Here is a 19,966-nt window from a genome sequence, read left to right on the forward strand (position 1 = left end):
CCCCTCGCCGGAGCCGCCACCGCGACCGACCCGGGATCGCACCCGCACCACCAGAAACGAGCACCACCCGCATGCCCCGCATCAAGTCCCCGCACCTCCTGGTGGCCGAATCCGGCGCCGACCGGGAGGGCCACGGCCTCCGCCGCACCATGGGCCTGTTCCAGCTGATCTGCTTCGGCATCGGCGCGATCGTCGGCACCGGCATCTTCGTCGGCCTCTCCGACTCGGTCGCCCAGGCCGGCCCTGCCGTCGTCGTCTCCTTCGTCCTCGCCGCGGTCACCTGCGTCTTCACCGCTCTCTCCTTCGCCGAGCTGGGCGGCGCGATCCCGGTCTCCGGATCCTCGTACTCCTTCGCCTACGCGGGCCTCGGCGAGTCCACCGCGTTCCTGGTCGGCTGGTGCCTGCTCCTGGAGTACGGCATCTCGATCTCGGCCGTCGCGGTCGGCTGGAGTCAGTACGTCAACGAACTGCTGCACAGCCTCACCGGCCTCCAGCTCCCGCACGCCCTGTCCGCGGGACCCGGCGACGGCGGGATCGTGAACCTGCCCGCCGTCGTCGTCATCGCCATGGCCGCCGTACTGCTGGTGCGCGGGGTCCGGGAGAGCGCCCGGGCCACCGCCGCGATGGCGGCCGTGAAGCTGGTCGTCCTGGTCGCGTTCTGCGCGATCGGCTTCAGCGCCTTCAAGGACGGCAACCTCGCGCCGTTCTCCCCGGCCGGCCTCGGCGGCATCGGCGCGGGCACCACCGCCGCGTTCTTCTCCTACATCGGCTTCGACGCGATCACCACGGCCGGTGAGGAGGCCAGGAACCCGCGCCGGGACATCCCGGTCGCCATCCTCGTCTGCATGGCCGTGGTCACCCTGCTGTACTGCGCGGTCGCGCTGGCCGCCATCGGCGCCATCGGCGGCGGCCGGGTCGCGGGGCGTCCCGCCGCCCTCTCCTACGTCGTCAACCAGGTCACCGGATCCACCATCGGCGGCGGAGTGATCGCCTTCGGCGCGGTCGTCGCCATCGCCTCGGTCGTCCTCGCGGTGATGTACGGCCAGACCCGCATCCTGATGTCCATGTCCCGGGACGGGCTGATCCCGCGCGTCTTCGAGAAGGTCTCCCCGAGGACCGCCACCCCGGTGGCCGGCACCGTGATCGTCGCGGCCGTCTTCGCGCTCCCGGCGGCCTTCGCCTCGCTGGACGCGGTGATGAACCTCTGCACCATCGGCACCCTCGCGATCATGGCCGTGGTGAACATCGCGGTGATCGCCCTGCGCCGCCGCGAACCGGCCCTCGCCCGCACCTTCCGGGTGCCGCTCCACCCGGTCCTGCCGCTGCTGGGTGTCGGCTTCTGCCTCTATCTGATGTACGAGACCGGGTGGACGACATGGATCCAGTTCGCCGTCTTCCTGGCCGTGGGCCTGCTCGTCTACGTCGGGTACGGGCGCCGGAACTCCACGCTGGCCCTCGCGAAGAGCGACGCGGTCACGCCGGACGCCACTGACGCGGTACTACAGGAAGCCTGAACCACACCGCCTTGCCGGACTCGGTGGGGCGGTGCCCGCAGGACGAGCTCAGGGCGCGGATCAGCAGCAGGCCGCGCCCGCCCTCCTGCATGGGGTCGGGCTCCTCGATCACCGGACGGGTGAGATGACCGGGCGGCGCCGGGTCCGGGTCGTGCACCTCGACCTTGCAGCCGCCCGGCATCAGCTCGACGATCAGCTCTATGGGCCCCTTGCCGGCGGTGTGCTCCACGGCGTTGGCGACCAGCTCCGCGGTGAGCAGCTCGGCGGTGTCGGCGTCGGCCGCGTGGTCCGTCTCCTCCATCGCCGAACGAACCAGGGCACGGGCGACCGGCACGGCCGCCACGGTGTGCGGCAGCGCGATACGCCAGGAGGCGGCTGCGGAAGGTGGTTCGTACACGGCGATTCCGTTCATGGCGCAGGCGATCACTGCTTGTCCTGCTTTCAACTGTAGGAATGGTACGGGTCCCGTCCCGGGGGCTGTCGGCACCCCCCTGACGGGACCTTCGTCCCGGTAACGGGTGGCTTACCCCGTCCATGGGCCCCTCTCGCACATCCGGCTCGGCTGTTACCGCGTTATTGACGCGCCGTGACCTTGTGACGCGGTACACACGAAAGAGCCCCCGGTTTCCGGGGGCTCTTTCACGGTGGAGGGGATCAGCCGAACTCGACCATCCCCGCGGTCAGCGTCGCGCCGTCCGCCGGGTCGATCAGGATGAACGCGCCGGTACGGCGGGAGACCGCGTAGGCGTCCAGCGGCAGCGGCTCGGCGCTGCGCAGGGTGATCCGGCCCAGGTCGTTGGCGGTGAGCTCGGTGGCGCCCGCCAGGTCGCGGACGATCGCCTTGACGGTCCGGGTCGAGTGCTTGAGCAGCACCCGGTCGCCGACCCTGAGCGGCCGGTCGGCCAGGTGGCACACGGCCGCCGACACGTCCTGGGTGAGCAGGGGCGCCTCGGGGCCAGCGGTGATCATGTCGCCGCGCGAGACGTCCCGCTGGTCGGCCAGGCGCACCCCGATGGACTGCGGGGCATGGGCCGCCTCGACCTCGGTGCCGAGCACGTCGATCGCCGCGATCGTGGAGGACTCCCCGGAGGGGTGGACGGTGACCCGGTCGCCGACCCGCAGCGAGCCGGAGACCAGCTGGCCCGCGTAGTGCCGGAGGTCACCGTGCCGGATGACGTACTGGACCGGGAAGCGGGCCGGGGCGTCGGCCGCGGCCGCGGCCACCGGGACGTTCTCCAGGAACTCCAGGAGCGCCGGGCCGTCGTACCAGCCCATGTGCGCGGAACGGTCGACGACGTTGTCGCCCACCAGCGCCGAGACCGGGATCGCGGTGACCTCCGGGAGCCCCAGCTCCGCGGTCTGGGCGGTGAAGTCGGCGACGATCCGCTCGAACCCGGCCCGCTCGTAGCCGACCAGGTCCATCTTGTTGACCGCGAGGACGACGTGCGGGACCCGGAGCAGGGCGGCCACGGCCGCGTGCCGCCGGGTCTGCTCGACGACGCCGTTGCGGGCGTCGACCAGGATCACGGTCAGCTCGGCGGTGGAGGCGCCGGTGACCATGTTGCGGGTGTACTGCACGTGGCCGGGGGTGTCGGCGAGGATGAACCGGCGCTTCGGGGTGGCGAAGTAGCGGTAGGCCACGTCGATGGTGATGCCCTGTTCCCGCTCGGCGCGCAGGCCGTCGGTGAGAAGAGCGAGGTCGGGGGTGTCCTGACCGCGGCTGGCCGAGGCGCGTTCGACGGCCTCCAGCTGGTCGGTGAGGACCGACTTGGAGTCGTGCAGCAGCCGTCCGACCAGGGTGGACTTGCCGTCGTCGACGGAGCCGGCGGTCGCGAACCGCAGGGTGTCGATGGTGGTGCCCGTCATGGCTAGAAGTACCCCTCGCGCTTGCGGTCTTCCATCGCGGCCTCGGAGAGCTTGTCGTCGGCCCGGGTGGCGCCGCGCTCGGTGAGCCGGGAGGCGGCGATCTCGGTGATCACCTTCTCGATGCTGTCGGCGCCGGAGTCCACCGCGCCGGTACAGGACATGTCACCGACGGTCCGGTAGCGCACCTGCCGCTTCTCGACGGTCTCGCCGGCCTTCGGGCCGCCCCACTCGCCGGCGGTCAGCCACATGCCGTTGCGCTGGAAGACCTCGCGGTGGTGGGCGTAGTAGATCTGCGGGAGTTCGATCTCCTCGCGGGCGATGTACTGCCAGACGTCCAGCTCGGTCCAGTTGGAGAGCGGGAAGACGCGGACGTGTTCGCCGGGGGCGTGCCGGCCGTTGTAGAGGTTCCACAGCTCGGGGCGCTGGCGGCGGGGGTCCCACTGGGAGAACTCGTCGCGCAGGGAGAACACGCGTTCCTTGGCGCGGGCCTTCTCCTCGTCGCGGCGGCCGCCGCCGAAGACGGCGTCGAACTTCTCGCTCTGGATCTTCTCCGTCAGCGGCACGGTCTGCAGCGGGTTGCGGACGCCGTCGGGCCGCTCGCGGAGCACACCGCGGTCGATGTAGTCCTGTACGGAGGCCACGTGGAGGCGCAGTCCGTGCCGCTCGACCGTGCGGTCCCGGTATTCGAGGACCTCGGGGAAGTTGTGTCCGGTGTCCACGTGCAGCAGGGAGAAGGGGATCGCGGCGGGGGCGAAGGCCTTCAGGGCGAGGTGCAGCATGACGATGGAGTCCTTGCCGCCGGAGAAGAGGATCACCGGCCGTTCGAACTCGCCCGCCACCTCGCGGAAGATGTGGACCGCCTCGGACTCCAGCGCGTCCAGATGCGACAGCGTGAAGGTGCTCATGCCAGCCCCCGCTCCACCAGCAGCGCGTGCACCGCGGCCGCCGACTCCTGCGGGGTCTGGTCCTGGGTGCGCAGCACCAGCGCGGGATCGGTGGGCGGCTCGTACGGGTCGTCGACGCCGGTCAGCCCGGTCATCTCGCCCGCGGCCTGCTTGGCGTACAGGCCCTTCACGTCCCGCTCGCTGCACACCTCGACCGGGGTCGCCACGTGCACCTCCAGGTACGGCGTCCCGCTCTTCTCGTGCCGGCTCCGCACGGCCTCGCGGCTGTCGGCGTAGGGGGCGATGACCGGGACGACGGAGAGCACGCCGTTGCGTGCGAGCACCTCGGAGACCAGGCCGATGCGCTGCACGTTGGTGTTGCGGTCCTCCCGGGAGAAGCCGAGGCCGGCCGAGAGGAAGCGGCGTATCTCGTCGCCGTCGAGGACCTCCACGCGGTGTCCCTCGGCCTTGAGCCGGTCGCCGAGGAGGCGAGCGATCGTCGTCTTGCCCGCGCTCGGCAGCCCCGTCAGCCAGACCGTGGCTCCCTGAGCCCTTGGCGTGGTGGTCATGCGCAACAGACCTCTTCCTTACCTTCTCGGCGAACTCGCGTACGACCCGTCGAAGGGTAGGTAAGAAGTCTGAGAGGAGTGGTTAAGGAAGCTGAGGTTTAACTGAGTGACTCCTGGTACGCAAGAGGTCACAGCGCCCTGCAATGAACATTTCACACAAGGGCGTCCGTTCACAGAGTCGGCAACACGGCGCACAGGGGTCGGTCACAGGCCGACGAAGGTGCCTCCGGCCTCCCGAAGCCGTTCGTGCAGGGCATGGAAGACGGCCGCCGAGCGGGTCCCCGGCCAGTCGGCGGGCAGCAGGCTCGCCGGCAGCCCGGGGTCGGTGTAGGGCAGGTGACGCCAGGAGTCGAGGGCGCGCAGATAGTCGCGGTAGGCGTCCTCGGGCGGGGTGTCCGCCCGGTGCTCCCACCCGCGCAGCACCGGCTCGTGGGCGTCGAGGAACTGCTCGTGCGCCTTGGCGATCGCCGTCAGGTCCCACCAGCGGGCGACCGCCTCGGTGGTGGGGGCGAAGCCGAGGTGGTCACCCCGGAAGAAGTCCACGTACGGGTCGAGGCCGAGCCGGCACAGCGTGTGCCGGGTCTCCTCGAACAGCCGGGCCGGGGCGATCCACACGCCCGGCGCGGCGGTGCCGAAGCCGAGACCGGCCAGCCGGGAGCGCAGGACATGCCGTTTCTGCCGCTCGGACTCGGGCACCGAGAACACCGCGAGCACCCAGCCCTCGTCCTCCGGCGGCGCGCAGGCGTACACCCGGCGGGCGCCGTCGTCGAGCAACTGCCGTGCCTCGGCGGAGAGTTCGTACCCGGCGGCGCCCCGCGCGGTACGGGCCGGGGCGAGCAGCCCGCGCCGTTTCAGCCGGGACACCGACGAACGTACGGAGGGGGCGTCAACGCCCACGGCGGCCAGTAGCCGGATCAGCTCGGCGACGGGCACCGGGCCGGGCAGGAGGCGGCCGTAGGCGCCGTAGAGCGTGACGATGAGGGACCTCGGGGCGTGTTGCTCGGGCACGTTGATCATTTTAGGTCCCCGGCATCACTGCTGGTCACCTTCGGTGCCCGGCTGAATGAGAGTCAGGATTCCGGTTCCCGCCCCGGCCCCTGGCGCCGGGTCAGGCGGCGACGGCGAGGCGGTCCGCCGGGCCGCGGTGCGGCGGGACCACGCTGCCGTCGGGGTGCAGCTCGCCGGTGTCGTCGAAGACGATCGCCCCGTCGCACAGCAGGGTCCAGCCCTGCTCGGGGTGGGCGGCGACGATGTGCGCCAGGCCGCGGTCGGCCGTCGCGCTCGGGGACTGGTGGGAACACATGGCGCACCTCCACGGGTCTGCCTCCGGCATGGACGCCGACCGGCATGACCAGACCATGCTCCTGCCGTGAACGCCCGGGAACCCCCCGCCGCGACCTGTGACAACACGCGGACAACTCCCGGACGCGGCCACGACGGTCGCCGCGTCTCCGGGACACGCCCGGGCTCTCCGGCACGGCGGGACGCGCCACCGAAGGAGTGACGGTCACGCCCCGGGGCCCGAACGCCGGGTATCCAGGGCATCCCCCCTCATGATCCGGGAAGGAAGCCATGCCCCTACGCCCCGTCCTCGCGGCGGCCCTCGGTTCCGCCGCCCTGCTGTGCGCCGCCGTCGCCCCCGCGACCGCGGCCCCGACCGCCGCCCCCGCCGAGTCCGTGACCGTCGACCCCACCGGCCGTCTCGCCGATGACGGCACCGTCACCCTGTCCGGCACCTACACCTGCACCGGTGCCACCGGGCCGGTGTTCATCAGCTCCTCGCTCAGCCAGGACACCCCGAACTACCGGCACGGCATCGGCGGCACCCAGGCCGTGTGCGACGGCGCCGAGCACCACTGGGAGAACACCGGCTCGGTCACCTCGGAGAAGCTGAAGCCCGGCGCGGCCCACGTCGAGGCCACGATCCTGGAACTGCGCAACACGGGCGGCCTGCCGCTGCCGTCCTTCCACGCCACCGGCGAGCAGGACATCACCCTCACCAAGGCCTGAGCCGCGTCTGCGGTGCGGTCCGGCACCTCAGGGGTGCCGGACCGCCGGACCCGACGACACCCGTCAGCGGCTCAGCAGCTTCCGCAGCGCCGCACTCACCTCGTCCGGCGCCTCCTCCGCCATGAAGTGACCGCAGCTCACCGTGTGGTGCTCCAGGTCGGGCGCCCAGGCCCGCCACAGGGCGGCCGCGTCGTAGCCGAGGGCGGCGCCCCAGTCCTGCTGGAGGACGGTGACCGGCATGCGCAACACGTTTCCGGCGGCCCGGTCGGCCCGGTCGTGCTCGGTGTCGACCCCGGCCGAGGCCCGGTAGTCGGCCACGATCGAGGGCACCGCCGCCCGGCAGGCCGCGAGATAGGCGGCGCGGACGTCGGTGGGGATCGCCCCGGGGTCGCGCGTCCACAGGTCCAGGAAGTGGCCGAAGAACAGGTCCGGGGCCGCGCCGATCAACTCCTCCGGCAGACCGGGCGGTTGCGCCATCAGGTACAGATGGAAGGCGACCGCGGCCGTGGCCCCGTGCAGCACCTCCCACATGTCCAGGGTGGGCAGGACGTCCAGCAGGGCCAGGTGCGTGACTGCCTCCGGATGGTCGAGCCCGGCCCGGAAGGCGACCAGCGCGCCCCGGTCGTGCCCGGCCAGCGCGAAACGCTCGTGGCCGAGGGCCCGGGCGAGCGTCACGATGTCCGCGGCCATGGTCCGCTTCGCGTACGCGGTCCCGTCCGAACCGGCCGGCTTGTCGCTGGCGCCGTAGCCGCGCAGGTCGGGACAGATCACGGTGTGCCCGTCCGCGAGGCCGGCGGCCACGTGCCGCCACATCAGATGGGTCTGGGGGAAACCGTGCAGCAGGACGACCGGGCTGCCGGCGCCGCCGACCGCCGCGTGCAGGGCGACGCCGTCCGCGACCGGGACGCGGTGCTGCTGAAAACCAGGGATGTTCATGCGCCGAGACTCCCGCGCCCGGATCAGCAGCCGATCAGCAGCACGTACGGTGGGCGGGTGAGGATCGACCAGGTCGCCTTCGGGGTGCTCGGACCCGTCACGGCCGAGCGGGCCGGCCTCCCGCTCGCCCTGAAGGGCCCTCGGCACCGCGCCGTACTGGCCCGGCTGATCGTCGCCCGCAGACGCGTGGTGCCCGTCGCCCGGCTGGTCGCCGACCTCTGGGCGGAGCCGCCGCCCACCGCCGTCGGTGCCGTCCGCACCTTCGTGGGCGATCTGCGGCGGGCCCTCGAACCCGACCGGCCGCCCCGCACCCCCGCCCGGCTGCTGGTCACCGACGGCCCCGGCTACGCCCTGCGCGCCGAAGCCGTCGACGCCTGGCGGTTCGAGCGGGCCGTGGCAGCCGCCGGGCAGGACGAGCCCGGGCGGGCCGCGTGGCAGCTGGGGGAGGCGCTGGAGCTGTGGCGAGGGCCCGCCTACGCCGAGTTCGCGGACGAGGAGTGGTGCGGGGGCGAGCGGGCCCGCCTCGCCGAGCTGCGGCTGCGGGCCGTGGAGCAGCGGGCCGAGGCGCTGCTGGCGGCGGGCCGGGCGGCCGAGGCGGTGCCCGACCTGGACGCCCATCTCATCGGGCACCCGTGGCGCGAGGAGGCCTGGCGGCTGCTCGCGCTCGCCCTCTACCGGACCGGCCGCCAGGGCGACGCCCTCGCGGTGCTGCGCCGGGCCCGCGCGACCCTCGCCGGCGAGCTGGGCGTCGACCCCGGCAGGGCGCTGCGCCGGCTGGAGGCCGACGTGCTCGCCCAGGACCCCGGCCTGGACGCCCCCGCCACCCCGGAGGCCACGGCGGCCCAGGTCTGGTCCCGGGCGGCCGAGGCGTACGACCGTACCGTCGCCGCCGGTGCCCGGGCCCGGCTCGAATCGACCGTCGGACTGCTGCGCACCCTCGCGGTGACCGGATCCGGCGGGCTGGCCGCCGCCCGCGAACACCGGCTCGCTGCGATCACGGCGGCCGAGGAGTTCGGCGACCCGGAACTCACCGCCCGGGTCATCGGCGCCTACGACGTCCCCGCGATCTGGACCCGGTCCGACGACGAGGTGGGCGCCCGCCGCATCGTCGGGGCCGCCGAACGGGCACTGGCCCGTCTCCCCGCCACCCCGGCCCAGGACGCGGCCCGCTGCCGGCTGCTCGCCACCGTCGCCCTGGAGTCACGCGGCACCCGCTCCGACCGCGCCGTGGCAGCCGCCGCCGAGGCGGAACGCCTCGCCCGCCGCCTGGACGACCCGGCGCTGCTCGCCTTCGCCCTCAACGGCGCCTTCATGCAGTCCTGCACCCGGACCGGCCTCGCCCCGCGCCGCGACGCCATCGGCACCGAACTGGTCGCCCTGGCCGCCCGGCACGACCTGGTCACCTACCAGGTACTCGGCCACCTGATCCGGGTGCAGGCGCGTGCCGCCCTCGCCGACTTCACGACGGCCGACGAACACGCCGAAGCAGCCGACCGGTTGGCCGACCGCCACGAACTGCCGCTGGTCGCGGTGTTCACGAGGGGATACCGGGCGCTACGCCTGGCGGCGACGGCCGATACAGGGCACGTCGGGGAAGAAGCAGACAGCAGCCGGGAGAGGCACGCACCGGTTTCCGGCAGGCGGGCCACGCGGGATGGTGGGCTGGACTCGGGCCGGGGCGGGGCGGCTGAGCGGGACGGTGGGCCGGATTCGGCCTGCAGCGGGTCCGATTCGGGCCGGGGCGGAGCGGTGGGAGGGAGCGGGCGAGCGCCGCTCCCCGACGCTGACGCTGTCACGACGCGCCGGCCCGGCGGGTTGGTGCCGGACGCCGAGGCGGCTGCGGCTTGTGGGGTGGGCGGGTTGGTTCCGGACGCCGAGGCTGTCACGGTTCGTGGGACCGGCGGGTTGGTGCCCGGTGACGAGGCGGCTGCGGCTTGTGGGACCGGCGGGTTGGTGCCGGGTGTCGAGGCGGCTGCGGTTCGTGGGGTGGGCGGGTTGGTTCCGGACGCCGAGGCTGTCACGACGCGCCGGCCCGGCGGGTTGGTGCCGGGCGTCGAGGCGGCTGCGGCTCGTGATGTGGGCGGGCCCGTGTCCGGCGTCGGTGGTCGGGCGGCCTGTGGGAGGGGAGCGGCCCTCGGTCCTGACGGTGCTGCAGAGGTCGCCTACCGTGCGGTCGGGCGGCTCCTCGACGGGCCCGGTATGCCCGGGGTGCGTGAGGGGCTGCTGCCCTTCGCGCTGCTCTGCCGCCGCCTGGCGGAGCGGCCGTACGGCATCCGGGACGCCGTCGACCCGGGCGCCGACTGGGGGCCGTATCTCCCCTGGATCAGGCCCGCGCTCGCCCTCGCCGCCGACGACGAAGCGGCGGCGCGTGACGGGCTTCGCGGGCTGCCCGAGCCTCCTGCCGACCTCGTGCAGGAGGCGCTGTGGTGTGTCGTGGCGGCCGTCGCCCTGGCACTCGGCGACCGTCCGGCCCTGCGCCGCTGCCTGGCGGCGCTGCGCCCGGCCGCGGGTCAACTCGCCGGTGCGGGAAGCGGGTTGCTGACGGCCGGACCGGTCGACGACTGGCTGACGGCGATCGAGGAGGCTCTCGGTCAAGCGGGCCTGGCGAAGTCCGCTGCGGTTCGGCAGCGCCCCGTAAGGGGCGCGGGGAACTGCGCGACCAGCCACGACGGCGCCGCAGCCGACTGACGGCATATCCCAGCGCTGCCGGCGGAGCGCCTAGGCCGCGAGCTCCTTCCTGATGCGGTCCAGCATGAACGCCGAGGACTCGCGCGCCCGTTCCTCCCAGGCGAAGACGCAGGCGGTGGCGACACCGTCGAAGTCCAGTTCGCGCAGGGCGCCGAAGAAGGCGTCCCAGTCGACCTCGCCCTGGCCGATGTCCAGGTGCTGGTGGACGCGGGCGGCGGTGCCGGGCGGGTTGAGGATGTAGCGCAGCCCGCTGGAGCCCTTGTGGTTGAAGGAGTCCGCGATGTGCACGTGCTGGAGCTTGTCACCGGCGTACCGCATCATCGCCGCGATGTCGGCCGTGGGGTCGGCGCCGGAGAGGTGGAAGGAGTGCGGGGCGCAGTAGAGGTAGTTCACCCACGGCCTGTTGACCGCGCGGACCAGGTCGACCGCCGGGGTGTTCTCCTCGCAGAAGTCGTCCGGGTGAGCCTCCAGGTTCAGGGCGATGCCCTCGCGCTCGAACACCGGCAGCAACTCCTCCAGTGACCGCCAGAACGCGGCCTCGCTCTCGGCCGCCCGCTCCGGACGGCCGTTGAACTCGCTGTTCATCAGCGGGCATCCGAGGTCGGAGGTGATCTCGATCATCCGCTTCCAGTAGCGGACGGCCGCCTGCCGTTCGGTCTCGTCCGGGGACGACCACTTGTAGAGCGGCAGCACGGACGACAGCCGCACGCCGTACGTGCGCAGCGCGTTCTTCAGCTCCGCGATCCGCCCGTCGTCCGCGCGCGGGTGCAGGAAGAACGGCATGAAGTCGTCACGCGGCGACAACTCGATGTACTCGTAGCCCAGTTCGGCGACCGTGCGCACCATGTCGTCGATCGGCAGGGCGCGGAACATGTAGGGATCGAGGGCGATCTTCACGCGGTACCTCCGTAGAAGGCCGGGCGGGGCTTGAGACCGGTGGCGACGACGGTGCCCGACTCCAGGGCCTCGACGGTCGCGGCGGTGATGACGGTGGCGGCGTAACCGTCCCAGGCGGAGGGGCCGGTGGGCTCCTGGCCCGCCTCAAGAGCGGCGATCCACTCCCGGAACTCGGTGTCGAAGGCTTCCTTGAAGCGCCCCACCCAGTCCGTGAGGACGGCCGTGCTGTGCTGTCCGGTGGTGCGGACGCCGACCGCGGCCGGGTCGGGCAGCCGGACCAGGCCCTCCTCGCCCACCGCCTCGCACTGGATGTCGTAGCCGTACTGGCAGTTGACGAAGACCTCCAGGTCGACGCGGACGCCCCTGGCGGTCTCGAAGAGCATGATCTGCGGGTCCTTCAGGTGCTCGAACCGCTTGCTCGTGGCGCGCGGGGTGATCACCTGGGTGGAGACGATCTCGTCGTCGAGGAGCCAGCGCAGTACGTCGACCTCGTGCACCGCCGTGTCCAGCGCGGCCATCGCGGAGGTGTACGACTCCGGGACGGCCGGGTTGCGGTGGGCGCAGTGCACGATCAGCGGCTCCCCGATCCTCCCCGACTCGATGACCTGCTTCAGCTGCCGGTAGCCGGCGTCGTAGCGGCGCATGAAGCCGACCTGGACCAGGCGGCGGCCGTGCGCCTGCTCGGCCTCGACGATCTTCAGGCAGTCCTCGGCGGTGGTGGCGAGGGGCTTCTCGCAGAACACCGGCTTCCCGGCGGCGACGGCGTTCAGCACGTGTTCGGCGTGGCTGGGCCCCCAGGAGGTGACGAGTACGGCGTCGACGTCGTCCGCCGCGACCACGGCCGCCCCGTCGGGCAGCACCCGGGCGCCGGCCGGCTCCGCGGCCTCGGCGGCGCGGGCCGGGTCGATGTCGGTGACCGCGGTGACGCGGGCGCCGGTGACGGTGTGGGTGAGACGCTGGATGTGCTCGTTGCCGATCCAGCCGGCGCCGATGACTCCTACACGTACGGTCATGGTCGTCCCTTCAGGGGTCAGGAGAAGCGCGCCAGGGCGCGCGCGGTGGCCGCGTTCGCGGTGAAGGCCGGCAACTGCCCGGTGACGATCATCAGTTCGTTGCGGGTGACCAGCGCACCGCGCCGGTCGGCTGGCGAGATCTCCGCGAGGTGCACCGGCACGGTCACCGACGCGCCACCGACCGCGAGGCCGAGCACGAAGCGGGCGACGATCATGGCCGCGGTGGCCGGGGCGAGGGTGGCGCCCAGTGCGCCGGCGGCGATGACCGTGACGAGCCGCAGCCGCCGGGAGACCGCCACGGAGGGCGGGGCGGCGGCGGGGACGGTGGCCTGGACAGTGTCGTCCCTGACGTCCATGCGGCCGCCTCCTACGGGTTCGGGTTCGGGCGCCGGGTACCGGACAGGCCGTGGCCGTTCAGGTACTCACGGGTGCTGGTGGCGATGGGCAGCGGCACCTCGGGGGCGCACGGGTAGAGGTCCTGCTCGACGATCACGAACAGCTCCGCCTCGAGCCCGGCCAGCTCGGCCACCACGTCGGCCGGGTCGGGCACACCGGCCGGCGGCGACACGCACACGCCCCTCTTCACGGCCTCGCCGAAGCCGAGGTCCTCGGCCGCGACCTGGGCCAGGATCTCCGGGTCCATCTGCTTGATGTGGACGTAGCCGACGCGCTCGCCGAAGCGGCGGATCAGGTCGACGTTGTCACCGCCCCCGTAGGCCACGTGACCGGTGTCCAGGCACAGGTTCGTGTACCGGCCGTCGGACTCGTTCAGCAGGCGCTCGATCTCGGGCTGGGTCTGGATGTGGCTGTCGGCGTGCGGGTGGATGACGAGGCGCACGTCGTACTCGTCGAGGAGCAGCCTGCCGAGCCGGTCGGCGGCCTTGCCGAAGCCCGCCCACTGCTCGGCGGTCAGTTCGGGCGGCTCGGTGAACGCGCCGGTCCGCTCGTCCCGGTACATGGGCGGGATGAGGACCAGGTGGTGGGCGCCGGCGGCCTGGGTCAGCGTGGCGACCTGCCGGACATGGGCGAGCATCTCGTCCCAGGCCTCCGGGCGGTGCAGCGCGCCGAACGCGGTGCCCCCGGAGACGTTGAGCCCGCGGGCGTCGAGTTCCTCCTTCAGCCGCCGCGGGTCGGTCGGAAGGTAGCCGTAGGGGCCGAGTTCGAGCCACTCGTAGCCGGCGTGCCTCAGCTCGTCGAGGAAGCGGGTGTACGGGACCTGGTGCTCGTCCTCGGGGAACCAGATGCCCCAGGAGTCGGGTGCCGAGCCCAGGCACAGGTTGCCGGCGGTGGTGCGGAGGGCGGAGGGCGCCGTTGCCATGGAGTGTCCTTCGGGGAGGGGACTCTGCCGCGTGAGGCGGGCCTTTGTCGCGCTCTACTAGCGCGCTCTAGTGCGAGTACGATGACCCCTGTCCGAATGTCATGTCAATACCTTGTTGCCCGGGATTTCCAGGAGCTTCCCGGGACAGGCCCTAGGGTGGGTTCGTCGAAGGGTGGGTGCACACGTGGATGCGGCGCGCAGACAGCGACCGACGATGGCCGACGTCGCCGACAGGGCGGGTGTCTCCCGGGCGCTGGTGTCGATCGTGTTCCGCAACCAGCCGGGTGCGAGCCAGGAGACGCGCGAACGGGTGCTGCGGGTCGCCGACGAGATCGGCTACCGCCCCGACAGCGCGGCCCGGCTGCTGGCCCGGGGCCGCAGCCGCACCCTCGGCGTGATGTTCACCGTCCACCAGACCTTCCACACCGATCTCATCGAGGGCATCTACCCGGAGGCCGAGCGGCTCGGCTACGACGTGCTGCTCTCCGCCGCCGCCCAGGGCCGCAGCGAGGAGAAGGCGGTCGAGGCGCTGCTCGGCCACCGCTGCGAGGCGCTGATCCTGCTCGGCCCGGACGCGGACCCCGCCTACCTGGACGAACTCGGCCGGCGCGCCGTGACCGTGTCGGTCAGCCGCCGGGTGCCGCGGGCCCGGGTGGACTTCGTGCACAGCGCGGAGAGCAAGGGGGTCAGGCAGGCCATGGACTACCTGGTCGAGCTCGGGCACCGCAGGATCGTGCACATCGACGGCGGCGGGGGTCCCGGATCGGCCGAGCGGCGGCGCTCCTACCGGGCCGCGATGCGCCGGCACGGACTGGAGCCGGAGATCCGGGTCATATCCGGTGAGCACACCGAGCGGTCCGGCATCGAGACCGGACGGCTGCTGCTCGCCGAACGCGACCGCGGGCTGCCGCTGCCGACGGCGGTGCTGGCGGGCAACGACCGGTGCGCGATGGGCGTGTTGATGGCGATGACGCGCGGCGGCGTCGAGGTCCCGGGCGATCTCTCCGTGGTCGGCTTCGACGACAGCCATCTCTCCCACCTCATGCCGATCGGCCTCACCACCGTCCGCCAGGACGCGGGGCTGATGGCCGAGTACGCGGTGCGGTTCGCCGTGCAGCGGCTGGAGGAGCCCGAACTGGAGCCGCGCGAAGCGGTGCTGGACCCGAAACTGGTGGTGCGCGGCACGAGCGGGCCGCCCCCCGCGGGGGACGGCCACTCGTCCGCCGGTTGATCGATCGTCACCGGGTGCCGTTGGCGGCGAACTCGGCGATGCGGTCGGCGTTGTCCTTGGTGACGAACGCGGGGCCGGTCAGGACGGGCTCGGCGCCGCCACCGCTGTAGTTGCCGTTGTTCTTGTAGAGCCACAGGGCGTCGACGGCGAGGTAGCCCTGCAGGTACGGCTGCTGGTCGACCGCGAACTCGACGGAGCCGTTCTGCACCGCGGACACCAGGTCCTTGTTGAGGTCGAAGGTGGCGACCCGGGCCTTGCTGCCGGCGTCCTTGACGGACTGGACGGCGGTCAGGGCGAAGGGGGCGCCGAGTGTGACGACCTGGTCGATCGAGGAGTCCTGCTGGAGCTTGGCGGTGATGGTGGACTTGACGGAGGGCATGTCGGTGCCGTTGACGTAGATCTTCTCCGTCTTGCCCTTGAAGCCCTTGGCGAGACCCGCGCAGCGGGCTTCGAGGGCGACCTGGCCCTGGGACTGCACGACGCACAGGGCGTGCTTGGCGCCGAGTTGGTTGAGGCGCTGCCCGAAGGCCTCGCCGGCGATGTTCTCGTCCTGGCCGAAGTACTCCAGCATGCCGAGCTTCTTCCAGTCGTCCACACCGGAGTTGAAGCCGACGACCGGGATGTCCGCGGCCTTGGCCTTGGCCACGACGGCCTTCAGGGCGTCGGGCGTGGCGGCGGTCAGAGCGATGCCGTCGACCTTCTGGTCGATGGCGTTCTGCACCAGGTTGGCCTGGTTGGGGGCGCTGGGGTCGCTGGAGTAGACCAGCTTGATGTTGTCCTTGGCGGCGGCCGCGGCGGCACCCTTGCGGATCAGGTCCCAGAAGGTGTCGCCGGGCTCGGCGTGAGTGATCATGGCCACCGTCATGCGGGGCGTGGACGCCTTGCCGGCGGCCGCGGCGGCGCCGCTGTCCTGGGACTTCTTGCCGCCGGAGCTGCTGGAGCAGCCCGCGGCGAGCAGGACGCCCGCGAGAACGGTGGCGGCCATGGCGGCGGCTCGGTGGTTTCTGTGCATGTCCCTTGCACCTCGCTGTGCGGTCTGGGTCGGCTCTGCGGAGCGGAGCGAGCGGTGAATGACGGGGAGGGGATGACGCCGGGGGCGGACGGCACCGGTGGCCGGCCGGGTGCCGCGCACGGGCGGGGCGGAGCTCCGTGCCGACGGTCAGGGGTACGACCGCCGACGGCTCGGATGTGCACTAGAGCGCTTTATTAGCGCGCTCTAGTGACACGTACTATGGAGGCGCCCTCAGGGGATGTCAATCACTTTGTCAGGACGTTCCAACAAAGGCTCACCGCGTGCTGCACACCGACTTCGGAGCCGCTCTGGCGTCGTCGCCGCCCTGTGCGGACTGGGCGTCCTGTACTCGCTGGACATCCTGGAGCAGACCCCGGATGCCGGGGTCCTGGCCGGCGGCGACACGCGCGATGGTCAGCAGGGCGGCCTCGTAGAAGGCGTCCCGTACGGCGGGCGCCATCACGTCCGAGGCGTCCAGGCAGCGGGGGCCCGTGCGGAGCCGTTCCGCGATCTCGCGTTCCACCGTGCCGCCCTGCGGTTCGACCTCGCGGTTCGCGGAGAAGACGTCCGCCAGCTCGGCCCACTTCTGCTGGCCCTCCCGCGAGGCCAGCCGCCGGATCAGGTCACGGGCCGCGGACCGGTCGCTGAACAGCGCCGCGAAGTCGCCGCTCACCTCGTGGCCCCGGACCGTGCCGCCGGTCTCGGGCAGCAGCGGTGCGGAGTCCGTCAGGCGGGCGCGCCGGGCGTCGGCCGCGCTGTAGAAGGAGCGGGCGAAGGAGCCCTGGTGTTCCAGACCGCACCCGCCCCACTGGTCGAAGAGCAGCCCACGACCGCCGGGGGCACCGCGGTGGTCGGTGAGCAGGGCGTGCCGGGCGGCCCCCCGGTCCTGGCGCAGCAGGGCGGCCCAGGCCTCCCAGGCCGTGCGCACCGGAGCACTGCCCCAGGTCACACCGTGCTCGCCCAGCACCCAGTCCTGGTAGGCGTCCGGGCCCGACCGCTGCAGCACGAGATCCTCGATCCAGTCGGTGCCGGGCCAGCCGGAAGCCCCGTCGTCCCCCATGCCGATGCACCAACTCCGCATCGGCGCAGGCGAGTTCGAGAGTCTCTCGCCCCGCCGGTACCAGACGATGCTCTTCAGATCCGCCTTGACCGGAACCCAGTAGACGTCCTCGGACGACGCGCCCGTCGGCTTCCAGGGGGCGCCGTACTCCCGCGGGTCGTAGAGGCCGTTCAGCGGCTTGAGCCGGTTCTGGCCGGCGTACTCGGCGAGTTCGCCGATGCCCGGCATGATCACGATGTCCGGGGGTTCGCCCGACAGCACCTTGGAGAGCAGCACCTGGCGCTGGGCCGCGGTGCCCTGGTAGCGGAACGGGATGCCGAAGCCGCGCAGCAGGGACTCGAACTGTGCCGCCTGCGCTCCGGTCCAGGTGCCGAGGATGGTCACCGGCTCCTCGTCGTCGTGCCCCGCCCACGCCACCACCAGGCCGCCGGCCGCGATCAGCACCATGACCAGGAGGAGGACGAGGACTCTGAGCCGCCGGGTCACCGCCGCCTCCAGTAGTCGCCGTCCAGCCGGAGCGCCAGCGCCAGCGCCGGCAGCACGACGACCAGCAGGCCGCCGACGAACGTGCCCTCGTACACCCGGCCGGTCCAGGCACCGGCGGCCAGTTCCTGCCGGACCCGCTCCGAGGCGTCCGCGACGCCCTGCTGCGCACCGGCCGCCCCGCCGCGCCCGGACACACCTGTGATCCACCGCAGATCGCCGAGCGCCGCGTCCACGCCGTGCTGGGTGGCGGACGCCGCCAGCAGCGGGACCACCGCGAGCAGCACGGTCAGGACCAGGGCCGCGAGCAGATACGGGTTCCAGTCCCGGCCGCAGCGGTCGCGCAGCACGAACAGCGCCGACAGCAACGTCGAGGCCAGGGCGGCCAGGGCGAGTTCGCCGATCCACCAGCCGGCCAGCTGCCAACGACCCACGGCGGCCGTGGCCTTGGCGTGCCGCAGCTGGGCCGTCTCCAGCGCTTCGAGCCGGGGCACGAGACCGACCGTCCTGCGGGTGAGCAGTGAGTGCGCCTCGTCGAGCTTCTGCTCCTGCATGAGGGGCTGGTCGTGGTAGACGGAGGTACCGAGGTTGAGCGAGTTGCCGTAGGTGTCGAGCAGGCCGTTGACCGTGCCGAGGTCCTGGTCGGTGCGGTCGGCGATCCGGGACAGACCCTGGTCGGCGGCGGAGAGCTGGGACCGGTAGGCATCGCCCGAGCCCACGACGTCGAGGAGTTTGCGGTCCACCAGGTACTGGGCCTCCTGGTAGGAGCGCAGCGCAGCGAGCCGGCTGGCGGCGAGCCCCTGCACGGCGGGCGCCTCCCGGCTCGCGAGCGCCTGAGCGCCCCGCTCGGTCTGCCGGCACGACAGGGACAGCGCGGTCGCCGCCAGGAGCGCGCACACGAACGCCACCAGCAGGTGCGCCTCCAGCAGCCGACGGGTCCGCCAGGGGCTCAGCCGCCCGCGCCAGAAGGCGGCGGGGGAGTACCGGTGCCGTCGGTCCGCGCGCACGGTCGTCGTCACAGCAGCTCCTTCCCGCAGTCGATGCAGTACCGGGCCTCGCTGCCGGCCGGAGTGCCGCAGTCGCCGCAGCGCGGGCCGGGCCGGGCGCCGGGGGTGTCCGCCGGGGGCGCGCCGGGCCGGGACCCGGCGCGCAGGATCATCGGGTCGAGCGTGCCGGCGTCCACGGCGCGCAGCCGGATCCGCCCCGCTGCCGCGTCCTCGACATCGGCGACCGTGCGGATCTCGTCCAGCACCCACCCGATGTCCAGCCGGGCCGCCAGCCGGGCGGCCTGCCCGAGCCACTCCGCGGCGGTGTCCCGCCGATGGTCCCGGAGCGCGGCGAGCCCCTCGCGCAGGGCCCCGCGCATCTGGGCCGCCTCATTCAGACTGCGCACGCTGCCGAGGCCGCCGGCCGGGGCGGGCGCCGCGGACTGGTCGGGCAGATGCCAGCGGGCGACGACGGGCGCGTGGACGTCCCCGACGGAGACCATCGCGAACTGCAGCTCGGTCTCCAGCGGGTCGTCATCGGCGTCGGCGACCAGCGTGAGCAGGTAGTCCCGTCTGCCCTGCTCCCACTGGTACGTCGGGAAGCTCCAGCGGTGCGGCCGGCCGGGCTCGGGCAGCCCGCCGAGGCGGTGCGGCCGGGGTGCCCTCTCGCTGAGCGAGACCTGGCGTACGGAGGGCCGCAGGGTCACCTCGATCGGCAGCTGGGGCGTGTGCACCCGGCGCAGCCGCGCGATGGCGTCCGTGACCGCCTGGCCGAGGCCGTCGTCCACGAACTGCGCGGTGCCGTGCAGCCGCTCGGCGAGGACCAGCAGCGGGTCGGGGGACCAGTCGGCCCCGACCGCGAACACGTCGCAGGTGAACTGCCCCGCACAGCGGTCCAGTTCCTCCTCCAAGGAGCGTTCCCCGGCGGCACTGCTGCCGTCGGTGATCAGCACCAGATGCCGTACGGACAGCGGGCGGCCGGCGAGCAGGGCACGCGCCCCGGCCGCCCAGTCCGCGTACCCGGCCGGACGCGGGCCGTCCCGGTGCAGCGGCAGCGAGCCCGCGACGAAGGCGGCCCGGCGCCGGTGGTACCGGTCGGCGACGGCCCATTCGTCGTCGCCCCGCGGATAGCACCGGACCGGCTCGGGACCGCCGCCGAGGACCGCGAAGGAGATCCGGTCGGGCAGGGCGCGCAGCGCGGCGGGCAGCGCGTGCCGGACGGCCGCCCGGTTGCGCTCGGCGACGTCCACCGCGATGATCACGGCGAGTTCGACCGCGGGCAGGTCGGTGGGGGCGCCGCCGGCGGCCACGTCCACCTGCAGACGGGCTTCGATCTTCGCGCTGCGGTGCGGCTGCGGATCGCCGTCGAGGTCGATCCGCAGCCCGATGCCCGGCTGCGGCGGCCGGGTGTGACTGCTCATGTCCTGCGTCACCGCTCCTTCCCTTCGTCGCCGTCCGCACCGAATCGCCGAGTGCGGTTCGGCCGGTCGTACCGGGTG

17 protein-coding genes and 2 pseudogenes are annotated in these 19,966 nt (G+C 72.9%); 4 read left to right on the plus strand and 15 right to left on the minus strand.

Annotated features, from left to right (window positions below; translation table 11 throughout):
* The first annotated feature begins 71 nt into the window (after positions 1 to 71).
* On the plus strand, positions 72 to 1,514 hold the full coding sequence (locus tag OHB00_RS37780) for an amino acid permease (protein WP_406441685.1): 1,443 nt from the start codon (positions 72 to 74) through the stop codon (positions 1,512 to 1,514).
* Here the strand turns inward: OHB00_RS37780 and OHB00_RS37785 are convergent.
* The 6 genes from OHB00_RS37785 to OHB00_RS37810 form a co-directional block, all read right to left on the minus strand.
* On the minus strand, positions 1,474 to 1,926 hold the full coding sequence (locus OHB00_RS37785) for an ATP-binding protein (protein WP_406441687.1): 453 nt from the start codon (positions 1,924 to 1,926) through the stop codon (positions 1,474 to 1,476). The genes OHB00_RS37780 and OHB00_RS37785 overlap by 41 nt on opposite strands.
* A gap of 242 nt (positions 1,927 to 2,168) precedes the next feature.
* Positions 2,169 to 3,380, minus strand: a complete 1,212-nt coding sequence (locus OHB00_RS37790) for a sulfate adenylyltransferase subunit 1 (protein ID WP_406441689.1) — start codon at positions 3,378 to 3,380, stop codon at positions 2,169 to 2,171.
* A gap of 2 nt (positions 3,381 to 3,382) precedes the next feature.
* Entirely contained in the window at positions 3,383 to 4,285 is a 903-nt protein-coding gene (gene cysD, locus OHB00_RS37795) for a sulfate adenylyltransferase subunit CysD (RefSeq protein WP_406441691.1), read from the minus strand.
* Positions 4,282 to 4,833, minus strand: a complete 552-nt coding sequence (gene cysC, locus OHB00_RS37800; RefSeq protein WP_406441693.1) for an adenylyl-sulfate kinase — start codon at positions 4,831 to 4,833, stop codon at positions 4,282 to 4,284. The genes cysD and cysC overlap by 4 nt, the downstream gene beginning before the upstream one ends.
* Positions 4,834 to 5,037: 204 nt before the next feature.
* Positions 5,038 to 5,850: a PaaX family transcriptional regulator C-terminal domain-containing protein gene (locus OHB00_RS37805; RefSeq protein ID WP_406441695.1), complete on the minus strand. Its 813-nt coding sequence runs from the start codon at positions 5,848 to 5,850 to the stop codon at positions 5,038 to 5,040.
* Between the two features lie 91 nt (positions 5,851 to 5,941).
* Positions 5,942 to 6,136, minus strand: a complete 195-nt coding sequence (locus OHB00_RS37810; RefSeq protein WP_365700259.1) for a DUF5999 family protein — start codon at positions 6,134 to 6,136, stop codon at positions 5,942 to 5,944.
* 269 nt (positions 6,137 to 6,405) lie between these two features.
* Here OHB00_RS37810 and OHB00_RS37815 point away from each other — a divergent pair, with 269 nt between their 5' ends.
* Complete coding sequence (locus OHB00_RS37815) at positions 6,406 to 6,843, plus strand: DUF6299 family protein (protein WP_406441697.1); 438 nt, start codon at positions 6,406 to 6,408, stop codon at positions 6,841 to 6,843.
* Positions 6,844 to 6,906: 63 nt separating this feature from the next.
* Here OHB00_RS37815 and OHB00_RS37820 read toward each other — a convergent pair whose 3' ends face one another.
* Positions 6,907 to 7,779: an alpha/beta fold hydrolase gene (locus OHB00_RS37820; protein ID WP_406441699.1), complete on the minus strand. Its 873-nt coding sequence runs from the start codon at positions 7,777 to 7,779 to the stop codon at positions 6,907 to 6,909.
* Between the two features lie 63 nt (positions 7,780 to 7,842).
* Between OHB00_RS37820 and OHB00_RS37825 the strand changes: the two are divergent.
* A pseudogene (locus OHB00_RS37825) lies at positions 7,843 to 9,453 on the plus strand (BTAD domain-containing putative transcriptional regulator); the annotation flags it as partial.
* Between the two features lie 1,044 nt (positions 9,454 to 10,497).
* Here the strand turns inward: OHB00_RS37825 and OHB00_RS37830 are convergent.
* The 4 genes and pseudogenes from OHB00_RS37830 to OHB00_RS37845 all read right to left on the minus strand — a co-directional run bounded on the left by OHB00_RS37830 (position 10,498) and on the right by OHB00_RS37845 (position 13,695).
* A complete protein-coding gene (locus tag OHB00_RS37830; RefSeq protein WP_406441701.1) occupies positions 10,498 to 11,364 on the minus strand; it encodes a sugar phosphate isomerase/epimerase family protein in 867 nt (288 codons plus the stop codon).
* Positions 11,361 to 12,377 (minus strand): Gfo/Idh/MocA family oxidoreductase, encoded by a 1,017-nt coding sequence (locus OHB00_RS37835; RefSeq protein ID WP_406441703.1) that lies wholly within the window; start codon positions 12,375 to 12,377, stop codon positions 11,361 to 11,363. Before OHB00_RS37835 ends, OHB00_RS37830 begins: the two co-directional genes overlap by 4 nt.
* 38 nt (positions 12,378 to 12,415) lie before the next feature.
* Positions 12,416 to 12,733 (minus strand): annotated as a pseudogene (locus OHB00_RS37840) (MFS transporter); the annotation flags it as partial.
* A gap of 11 nt (positions 12,734 to 12,744) precedes the next feature.
* Complete coding sequence (locus OHB00_RS37845) at positions 12,745 to 13,695, minus strand: TIM barrel protein (protein ID WP_406441705.1); 951 nt, start codon at positions 13,693 to 13,695, stop codon at positions 12,745 to 12,747.
* 214 nt (positions 13,696 to 13,909) lie between these two features.
* Between OHB00_RS37845 and OHB00_RS37850 the strand changes: the two genes are divergently transcribed.
* On the plus strand, positions 13,910 to 14,926 hold the full coding sequence (locus OHB00_RS37850) for a LacI family DNA-binding transcriptional regulator (protein WP_406441706.1): 1,017 nt from the start codon (positions 13,910 to 13,912) through the stop codon (positions 14,924 to 14,926).
* Between the two features lie 7 nt (positions 14,927 to 14,933).
* On the opposite strand, the gene OHB00_RS37855 is transcribed toward OHB00_RS37850, so the two are convergent.
* The 4 genes from OHB00_RS37855 to OHB00_RS37870 form a co-directional block, all read right to left on the minus strand.
* Positions 14,934 to 15,938, minus strand: coding sequence for a substrate-binding domain-containing protein (locus OHB00_RS37855; protein WP_406441708.1), 1,005 nt, complete (start codon positions 15,936 to 15,938; stop codon positions 14,934 to 14,936).
* A 274-nt stretch (positions 15,939 to 16,212) separates the two neighbouring features.
* The gene (locus OHB00_RS37860; RefSeq protein ID WP_406441709.1) at positions 16,213 to 17,484 is read right to left on the minus strand and encodes a carbohydrate ABC transporter substrate-binding protein; all 1,272 of its coding nucleotides are present in this window, start codon (positions 17,482 to 17,484) and stop codon (positions 16,213 to 16,215) included.
* Entirely contained in the window at positions 17,481 to 18,500 is a 1,020-nt protein-coding gene (locus OHB00_RS37865) for a hypothetical protein (protein WP_406441710.1), read from the minus strand. The genes OHB00_RS37860 and OHB00_RS37865 overlap by 4 nt, the downstream gene beginning before the upstream one ends.
* Positions 18,497 to 19,888 (minus strand): hypothetical protein, encoded by a 1,392-nt coding sequence (locus OHB00_RS37870; RefSeq protein ID WP_406441712.1) that lies wholly within the window; start codon positions 19,886 to 19,888, stop codon positions 18,497 to 18,499. The genes OHB00_RS37865 and OHB00_RS37870 overlap by 4 nt, the downstream gene beginning before the upstream one ends.
* Between the last annotated feature and the right edge of the window lie 78 nt (positions 19,889 to 19,966).

Origin of the sequence: Streptomyces sp. NBC_00631, assembly GCF_045206895.1 — a bacterium.
GTDB lineage: Bacteria > Actinomycetota > Actinomycetes > Streptomycetales > Streptomycetaceae > Streptomyces.